The 15570-nt window shown below is 71.9% G+C and carries 15 protein-coding genes; all 15 read left to right on the forward strand.

Going from position 1 to position 15570, the window contains the following annotated elements; all coding sequences use genetic code 11:
• Positions 1 to 3: 3 nt before the first annotated feature.
• Positions 4 to 1545 (forward strand): UDP-N-acetylmuramoyl-tripeptide--D-alanyl-D-alanine ligase, encoded by a 1542-nt coding sequence (locus MWM45_RS06650; RefSeq protein WP_247828759.1) that lies wholly within the window; start codon positions 4 to 6, stop codon positions 1543 to 1545.
• Complete coding sequence (gene mraY / locus MWM45_RS06655; RefSeq protein ID WP_247828760.1) at positions 1542 to 2642, forward strand: phospho-N-acetylmuramoyl-pentapeptide-transferase; 1101 nt, start codon at positions 1542 to 1544, stop codon at positions 2640 to 2642. Before MWM45_RS06650 ends, mraY begins: the two co-directional genes overlap by 4 nt.
• Positions 2639 to 4219, forward strand: a complete 1581-nt coding sequence (gene murD, locus MWM45_RS06660; RefSeq protein ID WP_247828761.1) for a UDP-N-acetylmuramoyl-L-alanine--D-glutamate ligase — start codon at positions 2639 to 2641, stop codon at positions 4217 to 4219. The genes mraY and murD overlap by 4 nt, the downstream gene beginning before the upstream one ends.
• Entirely contained in the window at positions 4219 to 5604 is a 1386-nt protein-coding gene (gene ftsW, locus MWM45_RS06665; RefSeq protein ID WP_247828762.1) for a putative lipid II flippase FtsW, read from the forward strand. The genes murD and ftsW overlap by 1 nt, the downstream gene beginning before the upstream one ends.
• Before the next feature lie 25 nt (positions 5605 to 5629).
• Entirely contained in the window at positions 5630 to 6751 is a 1122-nt protein-coding gene (gene murG, locus MWM45_RS06670; RefSeq protein WP_247828764.1) for an undecaprenyldiphospho-muramoylpentapeptide beta-N-acetylglucosaminyltransferase, read from the forward strand.
• Positions 6748 to 8259, forward strand: a complete 1512-nt coding sequence (gene murC, locus MWM45_RS06675) for a UDP-N-acetylmuramate--L-alanine ligase (RefSeq protein WP_418909744.1) — start codon at positions 6748 to 6750, stop codon at positions 8257 to 8259. Before murG ends, murC begins: the two co-directional genes overlap by 4 nt.
• Complete coding sequence (locus tag MWM45_RS06680; RefSeq protein ID WP_247828766.1) at positions 8256 to 9116, forward strand: cell division protein FtsQ/DivIB; 861 nt, start codon at positions 8256 to 8258, stop codon at positions 9114 to 9116. Before murC ends, MWM45_RS06680 begins: the two co-directional genes overlap by 4 nt.
• A 222-nt stretch (positions 9117 to 9338) precedes the next feature.
• Entirely contained in the window at positions 9339 to 10538 is a 1200-nt protein-coding gene (gene ftsZ / locus MWM45_RS06685; protein ID WP_247828767.1) for a cell division protein FtsZ, read from the forward strand.
• Between the two features lie 18 nt (positions 10539 to 10556).
• Positions 10557 to 11291: a purine nucleoside phosphorylase YfiH/LACC1 family protein gene (locus MWM45_RS06690; RefSeq protein ID WP_247828768.1), complete on the forward strand. Its 735-nt coding sequence runs from the start codon at positions 10557 to 10559 to the stop codon at positions 11289 to 11291.
• Entirely contained in the window at positions 11279 to 12034 is a 756-nt protein-coding gene (locus tag MWM45_RS06695) for a YggS family pyridoxal phosphate-dependent enzyme (RefSeq protein WP_418909745.1), read from the forward strand. The genes MWM45_RS06690 and MWM45_RS06695 overlap by 13 nt, the downstream gene beginning before the upstream one ends.
• A gap of 93 nt (positions 12035 to 12127) precedes the next feature.
• Entirely contained in the window at positions 12128 to 12649 is a 522-nt protein-coding gene (locus MWM45_RS06700; RefSeq protein WP_043446971.1) for a cell division protein SepF, read from the forward strand.
• A gap of 57 nt (positions 12650 to 12706) precedes the next feature.
• Positions 12707 to 12997, forward strand: coding sequence for a YggT family protein (locus MWM45_RS06705; protein ID WP_043446969.1), 291 nt, complete (start codon positions 12707 to 12709; stop codon positions 12995 to 12997).
• 147 nt (positions 12998 to 13144) lie between these two features.
• Positions 13145 to 13789, forward strand: a complete 645-nt coding sequence (locus tag MWM45_RS06710) for a DivIVA domain-containing protein (protein ID WP_247828770.1) — start codon at positions 13145 to 13147, stop codon at positions 13787 to 13789.
• 174 nt (positions 13790 to 13963) lie between these two features.
• Complete coding sequence (gene lspA / locus MWM45_RS06715; RefSeq protein WP_247828771.1) at positions 13964 to 14593, forward strand: signal peptidase II; 630 nt, start codon at positions 13964 to 13966, stop codon at positions 14591 to 14593.
• Complete coding sequence (locus MWM45_RS06720; RefSeq protein WP_247828773.1) at positions 14583 to 15518, forward strand: RluA family pseudouridine synthase; 936 nt, start codon at positions 14583 to 14585, stop codon at positions 15516 to 15518. The genes lspA and MWM45_RS06720 overlap by 11 nt, the downstream gene beginning before the upstream one ends.
• The last annotated feature ends 52 nt before the right edge of the window (positions 15519 to 15570 follow it).

Consider the following 15570-nt stretch of genomic DNA (forward strand, 5'->3'; position numbering starts at 1 on the left):
GTCATGATTGAATTCAGCGCAGCCGAGATCGCGGCACTCACGGGCGGACGACTGGTCGGGGTCGATCCTGCCGGCCCCGCCATCACCGTCACCTCCGCCGCCACCGATTCGCGCGAGTGCGTCCCGGGGTCGCTCTTCGTCGCCAAGCCCGGCGAGGCCTCCGACGGGCACCTCCACATCGGATCGGCCTTCGGGTGCGGCGCCGTCCTCGCACTGGCCGAGCGGGAGGTCGCGGGACCGGACGGCGTCCCCCACCCCTCCGTCGTCGTCCCCGACGCGGTCCTCGCCATGGGCGAACTCGCCGCGGAGACGGTCCGCCGGCTGCGGGCCGCGGGCGACCTCACCGTCATCGGCATCACGGGCTCGGCAGGGAAGACCACCACCAAGGACCTCCTCGCAGGCATCCTCGCCGCGGCGGGTCCCACGGTCGCGCCGCGCGGCTCCTACAACGGCGAGGTCGGCGTGCCGCTGACCGTCTTCCAGGCCACCTGGGACACGCGCTACCTCGTGATCGAGATGGGCGCCACCAAGCCCGGGCACATCGCCTACCTCGCCTCGCTGGTCCAGCCCGACGTCGGCGTGGTCCTCGGGGTCGGCTCGGCCCACGCCGGTGAGTTCGGCGGCGTCGAGAACATCGCCCGGGCGAAGGGGGAGCTCTTCGAGGCCCTCGCCCCGACGGGCACGGCCGTCATCAACGCCGACGACGAGCGTGTCCTCGCGATGCGGTCCCGGACCGGTGCCCGCACCGCGTTCTTCACCTCCTCGGACGACTTCGCGGCGGAGGGCGGCGTGGTGCGGGCGAGGAACAGCACGACGACACCCGAGGGGCATCCCTCGTTCACCCTCACCTTCCCGGACGGCGGCGAGCACGAGGTCGTGTCCCCGCTCCTCGGGCTGCACCACACCACGAACCTGCTGGCCGCGGCGACCGCCGCCTACGAGGTCGGGTGCCCGCCCGCGCGGATCGCGGAGGGCCTGCGCAGCCTGACGGCCGCGAGCCGCTGGCGCATGGAGCGCTCCGAGCGTGCCGACGGCGTGACCGTCATCAACGACGCCTACAACGCCAACCCCGAGTCGATGCGTGCGGCCCTGCGGACCCTCGCCGAACTCGGCCGCGGGCGCCGGCGGACCTGGGCGGTGCTGGGGGAGATGCTCGAGCTGGGCGGGAGCACCATCGAGGAGCACGACCTCCTGGGACGCGTGGTCGTGCGGCTCAACATCTCGAAGCTCGTCTGCGTGGGGCCCAACACCCGAGCGCTCTTCAACGGCGCCGTGCTCGAGGGGTCGTGGGGCAGCGAAGCCGTGCACGTCGACGACGTCGGGGCGGCGGAGCAGCTGCTCGCGGCGGAGCTCGAACCCGGGGACATCGTCCTGTTCAAGTCCTCGAACGGGGCCGGCCTCCGGTTCCTCGGGGACCGGATCGCGCAGCAGGCCGGCCCGGACGGCAGCCCGGAGCACCGCACCGACCACAGTTCGAACCACCCAGCAGCAGACTCTGAAGCGGTCAGTGGACCTGACGCTTCCGGAAAGGCCACCCAGCCGTGATCGCAATCCTCATCGGCTCGGCCGCCGCCCTGATCTTCGCCTTCGTCGGGACGCCCCTGTTCATCAGGCTCCTCGTGAAGAAGAGCTACGGCCAGTTCATCCGCGACGACGGGCCGACCGCGCACCACACCAAGCGCGGGACGCCGACCATGGGTGGCGCCGTGATCGTCGGGTCCGTGCTGCTGGCCTACTTCCTCACGCACCTGCTGATGATGGCGATCGGGGCCCCGGCCTCCGGACCCAGCGCCTCGGGGCTGCTGCTGCTCTTCCTCGCCGGCGGCATGGGCCTCGTGGGCTTCGCCGACGACTACATCAAGATCTCCAAGCAACGCAGCCTCGGGCTGTCCGCCCCGGCGAAGATCGCCGGCCAGACCGCCGTCGGCGTCGCCTTCGCCGTCATGGCCCTGATGTTCCCCAACGAGGAAGGGCGCACCCCGGCCTCGACCGCGATCTCGTTCATCCGCGACACCCCGATCGACCTCGCGTTCGCCGGGACGGTCCTCGGCGCCATCCTCTTCGTCATCTGGTCCAACCTCATCATCACCGGCGCCAGCAACGGCGTGAACCTCGCGGACGGCCTGGACGGACTCGCGGCGGGTGCCTCGATCCTCGTCTTCGGCGCCTACATGCTGATCGGTATCTGGCAGAGCAACCAGAGCTGCGGCTCGCCGGGCGCGGGCAGCGTCTGCTACGAGGTGCGCGACCCCCTGGACCTGGCCCTGATCGCCGGGTCGATGTGCGGCGCGCTCGTCGGCTTCCTGTGGTGGAACACCTCGCCCGCCAGGATCTTCATGGGCGACACCGGGTCCCTCGCGATCGGCGGCGCGATCGCCGGCTTCGCGATCCTCTCCCGCACCGAGCTGCTCCTAGTGATCCTGGCCGGCCTGTTCGTCATGATCACGCTGTCCGTCATCATCCAGGTGGGCTACTTCAAACTCTCGGGCGGCAAGCGCGTCTTCAAGATGGCACCGCTCCAGCACCACTTCGAGCTCAAGGGCTGGCAGGAGGTCACCGTGGTGGTCCGGTTCTGGATCCTGGCGGGCCTCTTCGTGGCCGCGGCGCTCGGCATCTTCTACGCGGAATGGGTCGTCGGATGAGCGGATCGCACGGGGAGACCGTCCCCAACACCTGGGAGACCCCGCGCCTCGCGAACCTCACGTCGTGGGACGCCGACTGGGCCGGACTGCGGGTCGTCGTCGCCGGCCTCGGGGCCTCCGGCTTCTCCGCCGCGGACACGCTCATCGAGCTCGGCGCCGTGGTCGTGGTCGTCGACGCCGGCGTGACGCCCGCGAACGAGGCGAAGGCCGACACCCTGCGGATCGTCGGTGCCCGCGACGTCCTGCTCGGCGCCGGCCACGCGGCCGCCCTGCCCCTGGTCGACGGCGGGCAGCCCGACCTCGTGGTCACCTCGCCCGGGTGGCCGCCCACCCAGCCGCTGCTCGCCGAGGCAGCTGCGGCCGGGATCCCCATCTGGGGCGACGTCGAGCTGGCGTGGCGCGTCCGGATCCGCGAGGGCCGCCGCACCGCGGAGTGGCTCACGATCACCGGGACCAACGGGAAGACGACGACGGTGGGACTGGCCGAGTCCATGCTGATCGCGGCCGGCAAGCGCGCGGTCGCCGCAGGCAACGTCGGCACCCCGATCCTCGACGTCATCCGCGACCCGCAGGGCTACGACGTGCTCGCCGTCGAACTGTCCAGCTTCCAGCTGCACTGGGCCCATTCGATCGAGCCCCTGGCAAGCGTGTGCCTCAACATCGCCGAGGACCACGTCGACTGGCACGGCAGCTACGAGGCCTACCTCGCGGCCAAGGCCTCGGTCTACGAGCGGACGAAGATCGCCTGCATCTACAACGTGGAGCAGCGCGAGACGGAGACCATGGTCGAGGACGCCGAGGTCATGGACGGCTGCCGCGCCGTGGGGTTCACCACCGGCATGCCGTCGATCAGCATGATGGGCGTCGTGGAGGACCTGCTGGTGGACCGCGCCTTCATCGAGCAGCGCAAGGACTCCGCCGCGGAACTGGCGTCGATCCGTGAGCTCGGCGACGTGGTGCCCCGCCACCTCGTCGCCAACGCACTGGCCGCCGCCGCGCTCGTCCGGGCCGCCGGCGTCCCCGCCGCAGCGGTGCGCGACGGGATCCGCGCCTTCCAGCCGGGCGACCACCGCATCCAGGTGGTCGCCAACGAGGACGGCGTGCTCTGGATCAACGATTCGAAGGCCACCAACCCGCACGCCGCCTCCGCGTCCCTCGCCTCCTTCCAGTCCGTCGTCTGGATCGCCGGCGGCCTGTCCAAGGGGGTCTCCTACGAGGACCTCGTGCGGGACCACGCCGGGCGGCTCCGCGCCGTCGTCCTGCTCGGCGAGGATCCTGCCCCCCTCCAGGGGGCGCTCTCCCGACACGCACCCGATGTTCCTGTCTCGCTCCCGCCGAGCCATCACACTGGACGGGGGCACGACGCCGGCGGGTCACCCGACCCGGCCGCCGCGGACGCCCTGATGCAATGGGCCGTGGCGGAAGCCGCGCGGCTCGCCCAGGACGGCGACACGGTGCTCATGGCGCCTGCCGCCGCGTCGATGGACCAGTTCTCCTCCTACGCGCACCGGGGGGCGGCCTTCACGGCCGCCGTCCACGCCCGCGGCGGACAGGGGACAACCGCTAAGGAGTCGTAATGGCCACGCCAACCCGTCCGGGAGGACGCAAGCCCTCCGTCCGGTCCGCCCGGACCACGGGGGCGGGGCGGTCGGCCCTGTCCGGGGGCACACCCGTCTCGCCGTCGACGCCCCGCCCGCCGGTCGCGGGGAGGACCGTCCGCGGCGGCGCCACCACGGCGGCGCCGGGCGGGAGCGCAGGTGCACCCGCGCGCAGGCCGGCGAAGGGCCTGCGCGCCCGGGTCCGGCGCGGCTGGGAGATCCTCGAGGGCTCGGACCACTCGCCCACCGGATCCAGCTACTACCTGATCCTGGGCGCCGCCCTGGCACTCACGGCCATCGGCCTCATGATGGTGCTCTCGGCATCCTCCGTCGAGGCGATCTCCGAAGGCAAGGACACGTTCGACCTCTTCCTCAAGCAGGCCGTCTGGGCCGGTGCCGGCTTGATCCTGATGCTGGTGCTGTCGCGGCTCGGCCCCCGTGCCTACAAGGCCCTGGCCTGGCCGAGCCTCGGGATCGCCATCGTGCTGCTCGTCCTCGTGCTGGTCATCGGCGTCGAGATCAACGGCAACAAGAACTGGATCCGGATCGGCTCGCAGACGCTCCAGCCCTCCGAACCGGCGAAGCTCGCGCTGGCCCTCTGGTTCGCGTCGGTGCTCGAGCGCAAGAAGGCCCTGATCCGCGACTGGAAGCACGCACTGATCCCCGCCGTGCCGTTGGGCGGCCTGCCCATCGGCCTCGTCCTGATCGGCGGGGACCTCGGGACCGGGCTCGTCCTCATGATGATCGCCGCCGCGGCCCTGTTCTTCGCGGGCGCGCCGCTGAAGATGTTCTCCCTGGTGGGGATCGTCGCCGCCGTCGGCGCCCTCCTGATGGTCGCGACCAGCTCGAACCGTGGCGGGCGCATCGCCGCCTGGCTCCGGCTCAACTGCGACGACGGGACGGACCTGTGCATGCAGTCCGACAACGGGCTGTTCGCCATGGCCTCCGGCAGCTGGTTCGGGGTGGGGATCGGCCAGAGCCGGCAGAAGTGGAACTGGATCCCCGAGGCCCACAACGACTTCATCTTCGCCATCATCGGCGAGGAGTTCGGGCTGCTCGGCACCTTCGTGGTGGTGCTGCTCTTCGGCATCCTCGCCGTGGCGACCATCCGGGTGGCGATGCGCTACACCGACCCCTTCGTACGGATCCTCATGGGATCCATCCTCGTCTGGCTCATCGGCCAGGCGTTCGTCAACATCGGCATGGTGACGGGCCTGCTGCCCGTCATCGGCGTGCCGCTGCCCTTCATCTCCTACGGCGGGTCAGCGCTGACCTTCACCCTCGCCGCCGTCGGCGTCCTGCTCTCCTTCGCGCGGAAGACCCCGCACTCCGCCGTCACGGCGCCGGACCGGTCCGCGTCCTAACCTCCGGAAGAGGCCCCGCACTCCCATGACACACCCCACCACCGACGACCGCGCGGTGTCCGTCGTCCTCGCCGGCGGCGGGACGGCCGGCCACATCAGCCCGCTGCTCGCCATCGCGGGGGCCATCCTCGACGAGGTGCCCGGCACGCGCATCACGGCGGTCGGCACGGAAGCGGGCATGGAGACCCGCCTCGTCCCGGCGGCCGGGTTCGAGCTGCGGACCATCGACCGGGTGCCGATGCCACGACGACCGTCGACGGACCTCCTCAAGCTCCCGGTGCGCCTCCTCCGGGCCGTCCGCCAGGCGCGGGCCATCGTGGTGGACGCCGGTGCCGACGTCGTCGTCGGGGTGGGCGGCTACGTGTCGACGCCCGTGTACCTCGCCGCGTGGACGCGCCGCATCCCCGTGGTGATCCACGAAGCGAACGCCCGCCCCGGGATCGCCAACCGGGTGGGCGCGCGGATCGCGGCGCGCGTCGCCGTCGCGTTCGACGGTACGGGCCTCGCCGACGCCGTGCTGGTGGGCATGCCGATGCGCCGCAGCATCGCCGACCTCGACCGCTCCGGCGGGCGCGCCGACGCCCGTGCCTCCCTCGGGCTCCACCCGGACCGGCCCACGCTCATCGTCACGGGAGGCTCCTCCGGCGCGGCGAGCCTGAACCGCGCCGTGGCCGCCGCGGTGCCCGCACTCATCGCCGCCGGCATCCAGATCCTGCACATCACCGGCCGGGGCAAGCAGATCCCCGACGACGACGGCACGCCGCTGTCGGTGCCCGGGTACCATCAGGTCGAGTTCGTGGACGGGATGGAGCGCGTGTACGCGGCGGCCGATCTGCTGGTCGCCCGCGCCGGTGCCGCCACCGTGAGCGAGGTCGGCGCCGTGGGGCTGCCCGCCGTCCTGGTCCCGCTGCCCCACGGCAACGGCGAGCAGCGGCTCAACGCGGCAGGACTCGTGGACCGCGGCGGGGCGATCCTCGTCGACGACGCCGCGTTCACCGCCGACTGGATCCGCCAGAACGTCCTGCCGCTGGTCACCGACGCACCACGGCTCGCCGCGATGTCGACGGCATCCTACGCGCAGGGCGTCCGGGACGCGGACCGGCGCATGGCGGAACTCGTCCTGGCCGTCGCGGAGGCCCGCCGATGAGCGCCGGACACCACAGGGGCGCCGGCGACGCGACCATGACGCCCGCAGGCGGCACGACGGAAGGCACGAGCATCACCACCACGAGCAGCACCGCAGCACCCGACGCGGTCCTGACCGAACCCGTCCACTTCATCGGGCTGGGGGGCGCCGGCATGTCCGCCGTCGCCCGCGTGCTCCTCGGCCGGGGCCTGCGCGTCTCGGGGTCCGACGCCGCGGAATCCAGGGGGCTGCGGGCCCTCGCCGCCCTCGGCGCCGAGGTGCACGTGGGCCACTCCGTGGCCGCGGTCCCCGAAAGCGGAACCGTCGTCGTCTCCTCCGCGATCCGCGAGAGCAACCCGGAACTCGCCGAGGCGCGGCGCCGGGGCCTGCCCGTGCTCCACCGGTCGGAAGCACTCGCCGCGGCGATGAGCGGCCGGCTCGCCGTCGCCGTCGCGGGCACCCACGGCAAGACGACGACGACGGCCATGATCACGGTCCTGCTGCGGCAGGCGGGGCTCGACCCGTCGTTCGCGATCGGGGGAGACGTGGCCGCCCTCGGCGTCAACGCGGAGTGGACCGGCGGGGAGGTCTTCGTCGCCGAGGCCGACGAGTCCGACGGCTCCTTCCTGAACTACTCGCCGCGCATCAGCGTCGTGACCAACGCCGAAGCGGACCACCTGGACCACTACGGCACCGCCGAGGCCGTGCATGCCGCGTTCCGGCGGTTCGCGGACCGGCTGCCCGAGGACGGCCTCCTGGTCGCGTGCGCCGACGATCCGGGGGCTGCCGCGCTGGCCGCGGCCATCCCCGGGACGCGCCGTGTGCGGACCTACGGCTACGCCGAGACGGCCGACATCCGGATCGGCGCCACGCGGGCGGTCGGCAGCACCACGAGCAGCGTCCTGTCCTTCGCCGTCGACGGCCTGGACGCCGAACAGGACCTGCAGCTGAGCGTCCCGGGGCGGCACAACATCCTGAACGCCGCGGCGGCCTTCGCGGTCGCACTGGAACTCGGCGTCGACCCGGCTGTCGCAGCGACAGGGCTGTCCCTGTTCTCGGGCGCCGCACGCCGGTTCGAGGCGCGCGGCGAGGGCGACGGCGTACGGGTCTTCGACGACTACGCGCACCACCCGACCGAGGTGCAGGCGGCGCTCACCGCGGCGCGCACCGTGGCGGGGGAGCACCGCGTCCACGTCCTGTTCCAGCCGCACCTCTTCTCCCGGACGCGCGAGTTCGCCGCCGGGTTCGCCGAGGCGCTCTCCCTCGCCGACACGGCCGTCGTCCTGCCGGTCTACGCGGCGCGGGAGGACCCGGTGGACGACGTGGGGGGCTGGACGATCACCGACCTCATGCGCGGCGCCGCGTACGTCGCGGACCCGGACGAGGCCCTGCAGGCCGTGATCGACAGCGCCCGGTCCGGCGACATCGTCCTCACGATCGGCGCGGGGGACGTCACGCAGTACGGGACACGGCTCGTCGGCCTGCTGGCGGAGCGGGCTGCGGGCGCGGGCCCGGGGGCCGCCGGATGACGCCGAGGAAGCCTCCCGCGACGCGGGCGACCGGGGCACCGGGTACGAGAGGCACGCGGGCTCCGGGCACCGGCGGCGCGACCGGCACCCGCGGCAGCACCGCCACGCTCACAGGATCTCCGGGGCGGGGCGCCTCCGGGACGGTCCTCGACTTCCCGGCCCCTCGGCGCTCCCGCCGCCTCAGGAACACCGTCATCGCCGTCGCGGCCGTGGTGCTCGTCCTCGGAGGCCTCGTGGCGTACGTGGTCTTCTCGCCGGCCCTCGCCCTGCGCACGGTCTCCGTGCAGGGCAACGCACTGGTCCCCACGTCGGAAGTCGAAGCGGCCCTCGCGCCCCTGACCGGGACCCCGCTCACCAGGATCTCGCGCGAGCAGGTCGCGGACCTGCTCGCCGACAAGGCACCCATCGAGGACGTCAGGATCGCTGCGGAACCGCCCTCGACGCTCGTCGTCACCGTGGAGGAGCGCGTGCCCGTCGCCGTCCTGCAGACCGGCCGGGAGTTCATGCTCATCGACGCGGAGGGTCGGCAGCTCATGCAGGTCGCCCAGCGGGGCGATGCCAAGCTGCCCCTGATCGACGGCGGCGCCAACGCGGTCAACTCCGAGGTGTTCTCCTCGATCACCGCGGTCCTGGCAGAACTGCCGGTCAGCATCCTGTCGCGCCTCAACAGCGCATCGGCGTCGAGCGTCGATTCCATCCAGCTGTCCCTGTCGGGAGAGCAGAGGATCTTCTGGGGCAGCGCCGAGCGCAGCGCGGAGAAGGCGGGGGTCCTCGAGGCCATGCTGTCACTGCCGACGGCGGACCCGCCCGTCGAGGTGTTCGACGTCAGCACACCGGATCGGCCGGTGACACGATGACGCCGCAGAGCCCCGCGACACGGAGGATCGGGGGCCGACACGCCGACACACGGCGCGCGGTCTTTGCAACGGGATGCGTATGCACCTAGCGTCGAACATAGAAGTTACTTGACATAACGTTAACCCTCAACCTGAACGTTAACGTTATCTCGGGTGAAGGTCGACGCCGGAGCACCGGCGGGCCCCCGTACAGCACACAGATTCGAACAAGGGACACAGGACGTGGCAGCACCTCAGAATTACTTGGCCGTCATCAAGGTCGTCGGCATCGGCGGCGGCGGCGTCAATGCCGTCAACCGGATGATCGAGGTCGGACTCCGTGGCGTGGAGTTCATTGCCATCAACACCGACGCCCAGGCCCTGCTCATGAGCGACGCCGACGTCAAGCTCGACGTCGGCCGCGAGCTCACGCGCGGCCTCGGTGCCGGGGCGGATCCCGAGGTCGGCCGCCGGGCCGCCGAGGACCACTCCGAGGAGATCGAGGAGGTCCTGCGCGGGGCCGACATGGTCTTCGTCACCGCGGGTGAGGGTGGCGGAACCGGCACCGGTGGCGCCCCCGTCGTCGCCCGGATCGCCCGGTCCCTCGGCGCCCTCACGATCGGCGTGGTCACGCGTCCGTTCACCTTCGAGGGACGCCGCCGGTCCAACCAGGCGGAGAGCGGGATCGACACGCTCCGCGAAGAGGTCGACACGCTCATCGTGATCCCGAACGACCGCCTGCTGTCCATCAGCGACCGCAACGTCTCGATGCTCGACGCGTTCCGGTCCGCGGACCAGGTCCTGCTCTCCGGTGTCCAGGGCATCACCGACCTCATCACCACGCCGGGCCTGATCAACCTCGACTTCGCCGACGTGAAGTCCGTGATGCAGGGCGCGGGCTCCGCGCTCATGGGCATCGGCTCCGCCCGCGGCGAGGACCGTGCCGTCAAGGCGGCGGAACTCGCCATCGCGTCGCCGCTGCTCGAGGCCTCCATCGACGGCGCCCACGGTGTCCTGCTGTCCATCCAGGGCGGTTCGGACCTCGGCCTCTTCGAGATCAACGAGGCCGCGCGCCTCGTCCAGGAGGTCGCGCACCCCGAGGCGAACATCATCTTCGGCGCCGTCATCGACGACGCCCTCGGCGACGAGGCCCGGGTCACGGTGATCGCGGCCGGCTTCGACCAGGTGGACGCAACGTCCCAGCCCGCCGCTGCAGCGGCACCGGCGGCCCGGCCGGCCGTCGCACCCCGCGTGGGCGGCGACCAGCAGCGCATGGCCGGTGCGGCGACCGCGGGCCTCGGTGCCTGGTCGCAGCAGCGTGCACAGAACGTGCAGGCCGTCCCCGCCGACTCGGGCTTCGACGTCGACCTGCCGGCGATCGTCGAGCCCGACCTGTCGGCCGGTCGCTCGGACGACCTCGACGTGCCCGACTTCCTCAAGTAGTCGGTGGACACAGGCGGCGTGCCCGGGCGGACCTCCGCGTTCCACTGGAACGCGGAGGTCCGCCCGGGGCTCAGGGTCGCGTTCACGGCGGTGGGTGCGGGCAACCTCGCCCTCCACGTGGGTGCCGAGCCCGACGCCGTCCGCGGCAACCGCCGTCGGCTGGAGTCGGCGATGGGCGTGCCCGGCGGAACCCTGCGGTTCATGAGCCAGACCCATTCGGACCGCGTGGCCGTCGTCGACCGGACCGCGCAGGACGCGCCCGACGCCGACGGCATGGTGTCGCCGGACGGCAGCGAGCCGCTCGCCGTCCTCGTCGCCGACTGCGTCCCGATCGTCCTGGCGGACGCCCCGGTCGCTGACGGCGGGACCGGGGCCACGGCCGTCGTGCACGCCGGGCGTGCGGGCGTGGGCAACGGGATCGTCGAGCACGCGGTCAGGACGCTCCGCGGCCACGGCGCGCGTGACGTCGCGGCGTGGATCGGCCCGTCCGTCTGCGGGTCCTGCTACGAGGTGCCCGGGGACATGATGGAGACGATGGCCCGCGTCCTCCCCGAAGCCGCCTCCCGGACGCGTCGGGGGACGCCGGCGCTCGACCTGCCGGCGGCCGTGCAGGTGCAGCTCGTGCGGGCCGGCGCCAGGGTGGAGCCCCTGGTGGGCAGCGGCATCTGCTGCACCGTCGAGAGCCCGGACCTGTACTCCCACCGGCGGGAGCCCGGCGCGGGGCGGATCGCGGGCCTCGTGTGGCGGACGTGAGCCCGGATCCGGCCCGTGCGCGCGAGCTCGAGGAACGCCTGCGGGCCGTCCGGACGCGTATCTCGTCCGCCGCGCTGTCGGCCGGACGCGACGAACCGGCGCTGGTCGTCGTCACCAAGTACTTCCCGGCCTCCGATGTGCGGATCCTCGCCGCGCTGGGCGTCACCGACGTCGGCGAGAACCGCGACCAGGAGGCGGCGGCGAAGGCGGCCGAGCTCCAGGACCTGGACCTGGCCTGGCACTTCATCGGGCAGCTGCAGACCAACAAGGCCAGATCGGTGGTCCGCTACGCCCACAGCGTGCATTCCGTGGACCGCCTGCCGCTCATCACGGCCCTCGGCAAAGCGGTCACGGCGGAGCAGGAGCGGCGGGCTGCGGCGGGGATGGGGGCCCGCGGGGACCTCCACTGCTTCCTCCAGTTCACGCTCGACGCCGGAGCCGACCCTGCGTCGGCGGGCAGGGGAGGGGCCCTTCCCGGAGATGCGGCACACCTGGCCGAGGCCTGCGCCGCGACGGAGGGTCTGCGGCTCGCGGGTGTGATGGCCGTGGCGCCCCTGGGTGCCGACCCGGCCGGGGCCTTCGAACGGCTCCTGAGCATCTCCGCCGAGGTCCGCGCCGTCGACCCGGCCGCCTCGGCCGTCTCGGCGGGGATGAGCGCGGACCTCGAGGAAGCCGTCGCCGCCGGGGCGACACACCTCAGGATCGGATCTGATGTCCTCGGTCCGCGTCCGGCCGTGAGGTAGCGTCGTGCTAGAACGGCGGTACGACGGGCACCGTGTTGGTGGCCTGTGGCACGACCCCGAACCCACCGATCCACTTTCAGGACAGGAGTCACCATGGCTGGCGCACTGCGCAAGACGATGATCTACCTTGGGCTCGCCGATGGTGATGAGCACTACGAGCCCGAAACGAAAAGCGCGCAGAGCAGGAACGAGGACTACACGGTGGATTACGATCGCGACGAGCGTCACCTCGAGCCGGCCCCGGCCGCGGTCCGCGTGGCCCCCGCCGAGGAATACCGGGCCCCGGTCACGCCGATCAAGCGTGCGCCGTCGTCCCGCGAGGATTCCGGTGCCCTGCGCCAGATCACCACGATCCACCCGCGTTCGTACAACGACGCGAAGCTCATCGGCGAGAGCTTCCGCGACGGCATCCCCGTGATCATGAACGTCACCGACATGGGCGAGGCCGACGCCAAGCGCCTCGTCGACTTCTCGGCGGGCCTCGTCTTCGGCCTCCACGGCAGCATCGAGAGGGTCACCAATAAGGTGTTCCTGCTCTCGCCGTCGTATATTGAAGTACTCGGCGAGGACCTGAAGGCAAGCGAAGGACAAACCAGCTTCTTCAACCAGAGCTGAGCTGCGGCCCTCCGGTCGCGCAAGACCCTCCAAGGCCCGAAGGACTGAAACTGCTCTGTGAGTCTGGTATTCGCCCTGATCTACCTGGTACTGATGCTGTTCCAGCTCGCCCTGATCCTGCGCATCATCTATGACGCCGTCCAGGGATTCGCCCGGGACTGGCGTCCGCAGAAATCGGCGCTGGTGCTGGCGTCGGGCATCTACTCCGTGACGGATCCGCCCATCAAGGCCCTGCGCCGCCTCATCCCGCCCCTCCGCCTCGGTGGGGTCCAGCTGGATCTCGCGTTCCTCGCCCTGTTCGTCCTGGTGCTGATCCTGATGTCCGTGTCCGCAGGCCTCGCGCGCTAGCGTCCGGGTCCGTTTCGGCAATGACGCCGGGGACGATATACGCTGAAGCACAGATCGACGTGAGTCCAGCGGTTCATGTCCACAATCCGGTACCGCAGCCACGACCGCCAGCCGGCGGGCCGGCTTCTATCAGTATGAGGTGACCACATGGCCTTGACGCCAGAAGACGTTCTTAACAAGAGGTTCCAGCCGACGAAGTTCCGTGAGGGCTACGACCAGGACGAGGTGGACGACTTCCTCGACGAGGTCGTCGTCGAACTCCGCCGCCTGGCCTCCGAGAACGACGAACTGCGCCGCAGGCTCGGGGAGGATTCCCCGGAGGCCTCGAAGACCACCGCGATCCCGGCGCCGGTCGCGGCGAGCCCGCAGGCCGCGACGGCGACCGACGGGAAGGCCGAGTCCCAGCTCACGCAGGCCGACGACGAGACCGGTCCCGCCGGGATCCCGGCCGAAGCGGCTCCCGCGGCTTCCGTCACCTCGACCGACGCCGCCGCCGGTGTCCTCGCCATGGCCCAGCGCCTGCACGACGAGTACGTCACCGCGGGCGTCGAGCAGCGCGACAGGATCATCGCCGAAGCGCAGCTCGAGGCCACCGGGCTCGTCGACGACGCCGAGGAGAAGAGCCGCAAGACCCTTGGCGACCTCGAGGAGCAGAAGACGGTGCTCGAGAGCACGGTCGAGCAGCTCCGCGGCTTCGAGCGCGACTACCGCGCACGCCTGAAGGCCTACATCGAGGGACAGCTCCGCGACCTCGATGCCCGCGACTCCCTCGCGACCGAGTCCACCTCCTAGCAGGACGTCCTGGCCCGACCCGCGTCGGGCAGCAGCGGAAGGGCCGGTTGCCGGGGCACGACCCCGGGGACCGGCCCTTCCCGCGTCAGGGCCGCCGGGACCCGACCCGCGGCCCCGCCGACGGCTCCGGGCGCACGACGACAGACCATGCAGCGCCGACCCCTTGGATGGACCGTGAACGAGCACCAGCCCGCCGACACCACCCCCGATCCCGACGGCGACCCGTCGGCAGCAGCGGACAGCACCTCGGCGGACGGGCCGGGACGCGCGCGTCGCAGCCCGGCGCGCTACGGGCTCCTGATGCTCGCGTGCTCCCTGGTCGTCTATGTGGCGGACCAGCTCACCAAGTGGTGGGTCGTGTCCACGATGACCGAGGGGCAGATCACGCCGGTCCTCCCGCCCCTGCTCAGCTGGCGCTTCTTCCGCAACCCGGGCGCCGCGTTCTCGATCGGCACGGACTACACGTGGGTCTTCACGATCATCATGGTCGTCGTCTCCACCGCCCTCATCCTGCAGGTGACGAAGGTCGCCTCCCGCGGGTGGTCCGTGGCGCTCGGGCTCGTCCTCGGGGGTGCCCTCGGCAACCTGACGGACCGCCTCCTGCGGGAACCCTCGTTCGGCCAGGGCCATGTGGTGGACTTCATCGCCCTGCCGAACTTCGCCATCTTCAACATCGCCGATTCGGCGGTCGTCAGCGGCGTGGTGCTCATCTGCATCCTGACCCTGCGGGGCATCGGCCTGGACGGTCGCCGCGACAACGAGCCGACCGGCCCGACGCCGGACCGTGACGATCATGGCCGGTGACCGCCGGGAGCTCACCGTTCCCGAGGCCGAGGCCGGGAACCGGGCCGATGCCGCCCTCGCCCGCCTGCTGGACGCCTCCCGTTCCGCCGTCGCGCAGTGGTGCGCGGACGGGCGCGTCCTCCGCGGGGGTGCTCCGGTGGCGAAGTCGGACCGCGTCCACGCCGGCGAGCGCATCGACGTCGACCTGCCGGATCCCGAGGACCGGTACCGCGTCGTCCCCGAGGCGGTGGACGGCATGGGCATCCTGCTCGACGACGAGGACTTCGTGGTCGTGGACAAGCCCGTCGGCGTCGCCGCCCACCCGTCGCCGGGCTGGGTGGGCCCCACCGTCGTCGGGGCACTCGCCGCGGCCGGCTACCGCATCTCCACGTCTGGCGCCCCGGAGCGCGTCGGGATCGTCCACCGGCTCGACGTCGGGACCTCGGGTGCGATGGTCGTCGCCAAGACCGAACCCGCCTACACGGCACTGAAGCGCGCCTTCAAGGAGCGCACGGTGGACAAGGTGTACCACGCCGTCGTGCAGGGGCTGCCGGAGCCGCTCAAGGGCACCATCGACGCGCCGATCGGGCGCCACCCGCACCACGAGTGGCGTTTCGCGGTCATGGAGGGCGGCCGCGACTCCGTGACGCACTACGAGGTGCTCGAGGCCTTCGGCCGGGCGAGCCTCGTCGAGGTGCACCTCGAGACCGGCCGGACCCACCAGATCCGCGTCCACTTCTCCGCCCTCCGCCATCCCTGCGCGGGAGACCTCACGTACGGCGCTGACCCCCGGCTCGCGGCCGAACTCGGCCTCACCCGGCAGTGGCTCCACGCCCACCGCCTGGGCTTCGCGCATCCGCGCACGGGCGAGCCGGTCACGGCGACCAGCCCGTACCCGGTGGATCTGGCGTACGCCCTGATGGCACTGTCCGACGGCCTGGTCTGACACGCCCGGGCGGTCCCGGGCGACACGCCCCGGGGCCCGTCACGGGGCCGGG

Origin of the sequence: Arthrobacter antioxidans (assembly GCF_023100725.1) — a bacterium.
Taxonomy (GTDB): domain Bacteria; phylum Actinomycetota; class Actinomycetes; order Actinomycetales; family Micrococcaceae; genus Arthrobacter_D; species Arthrobacter_D antioxidans.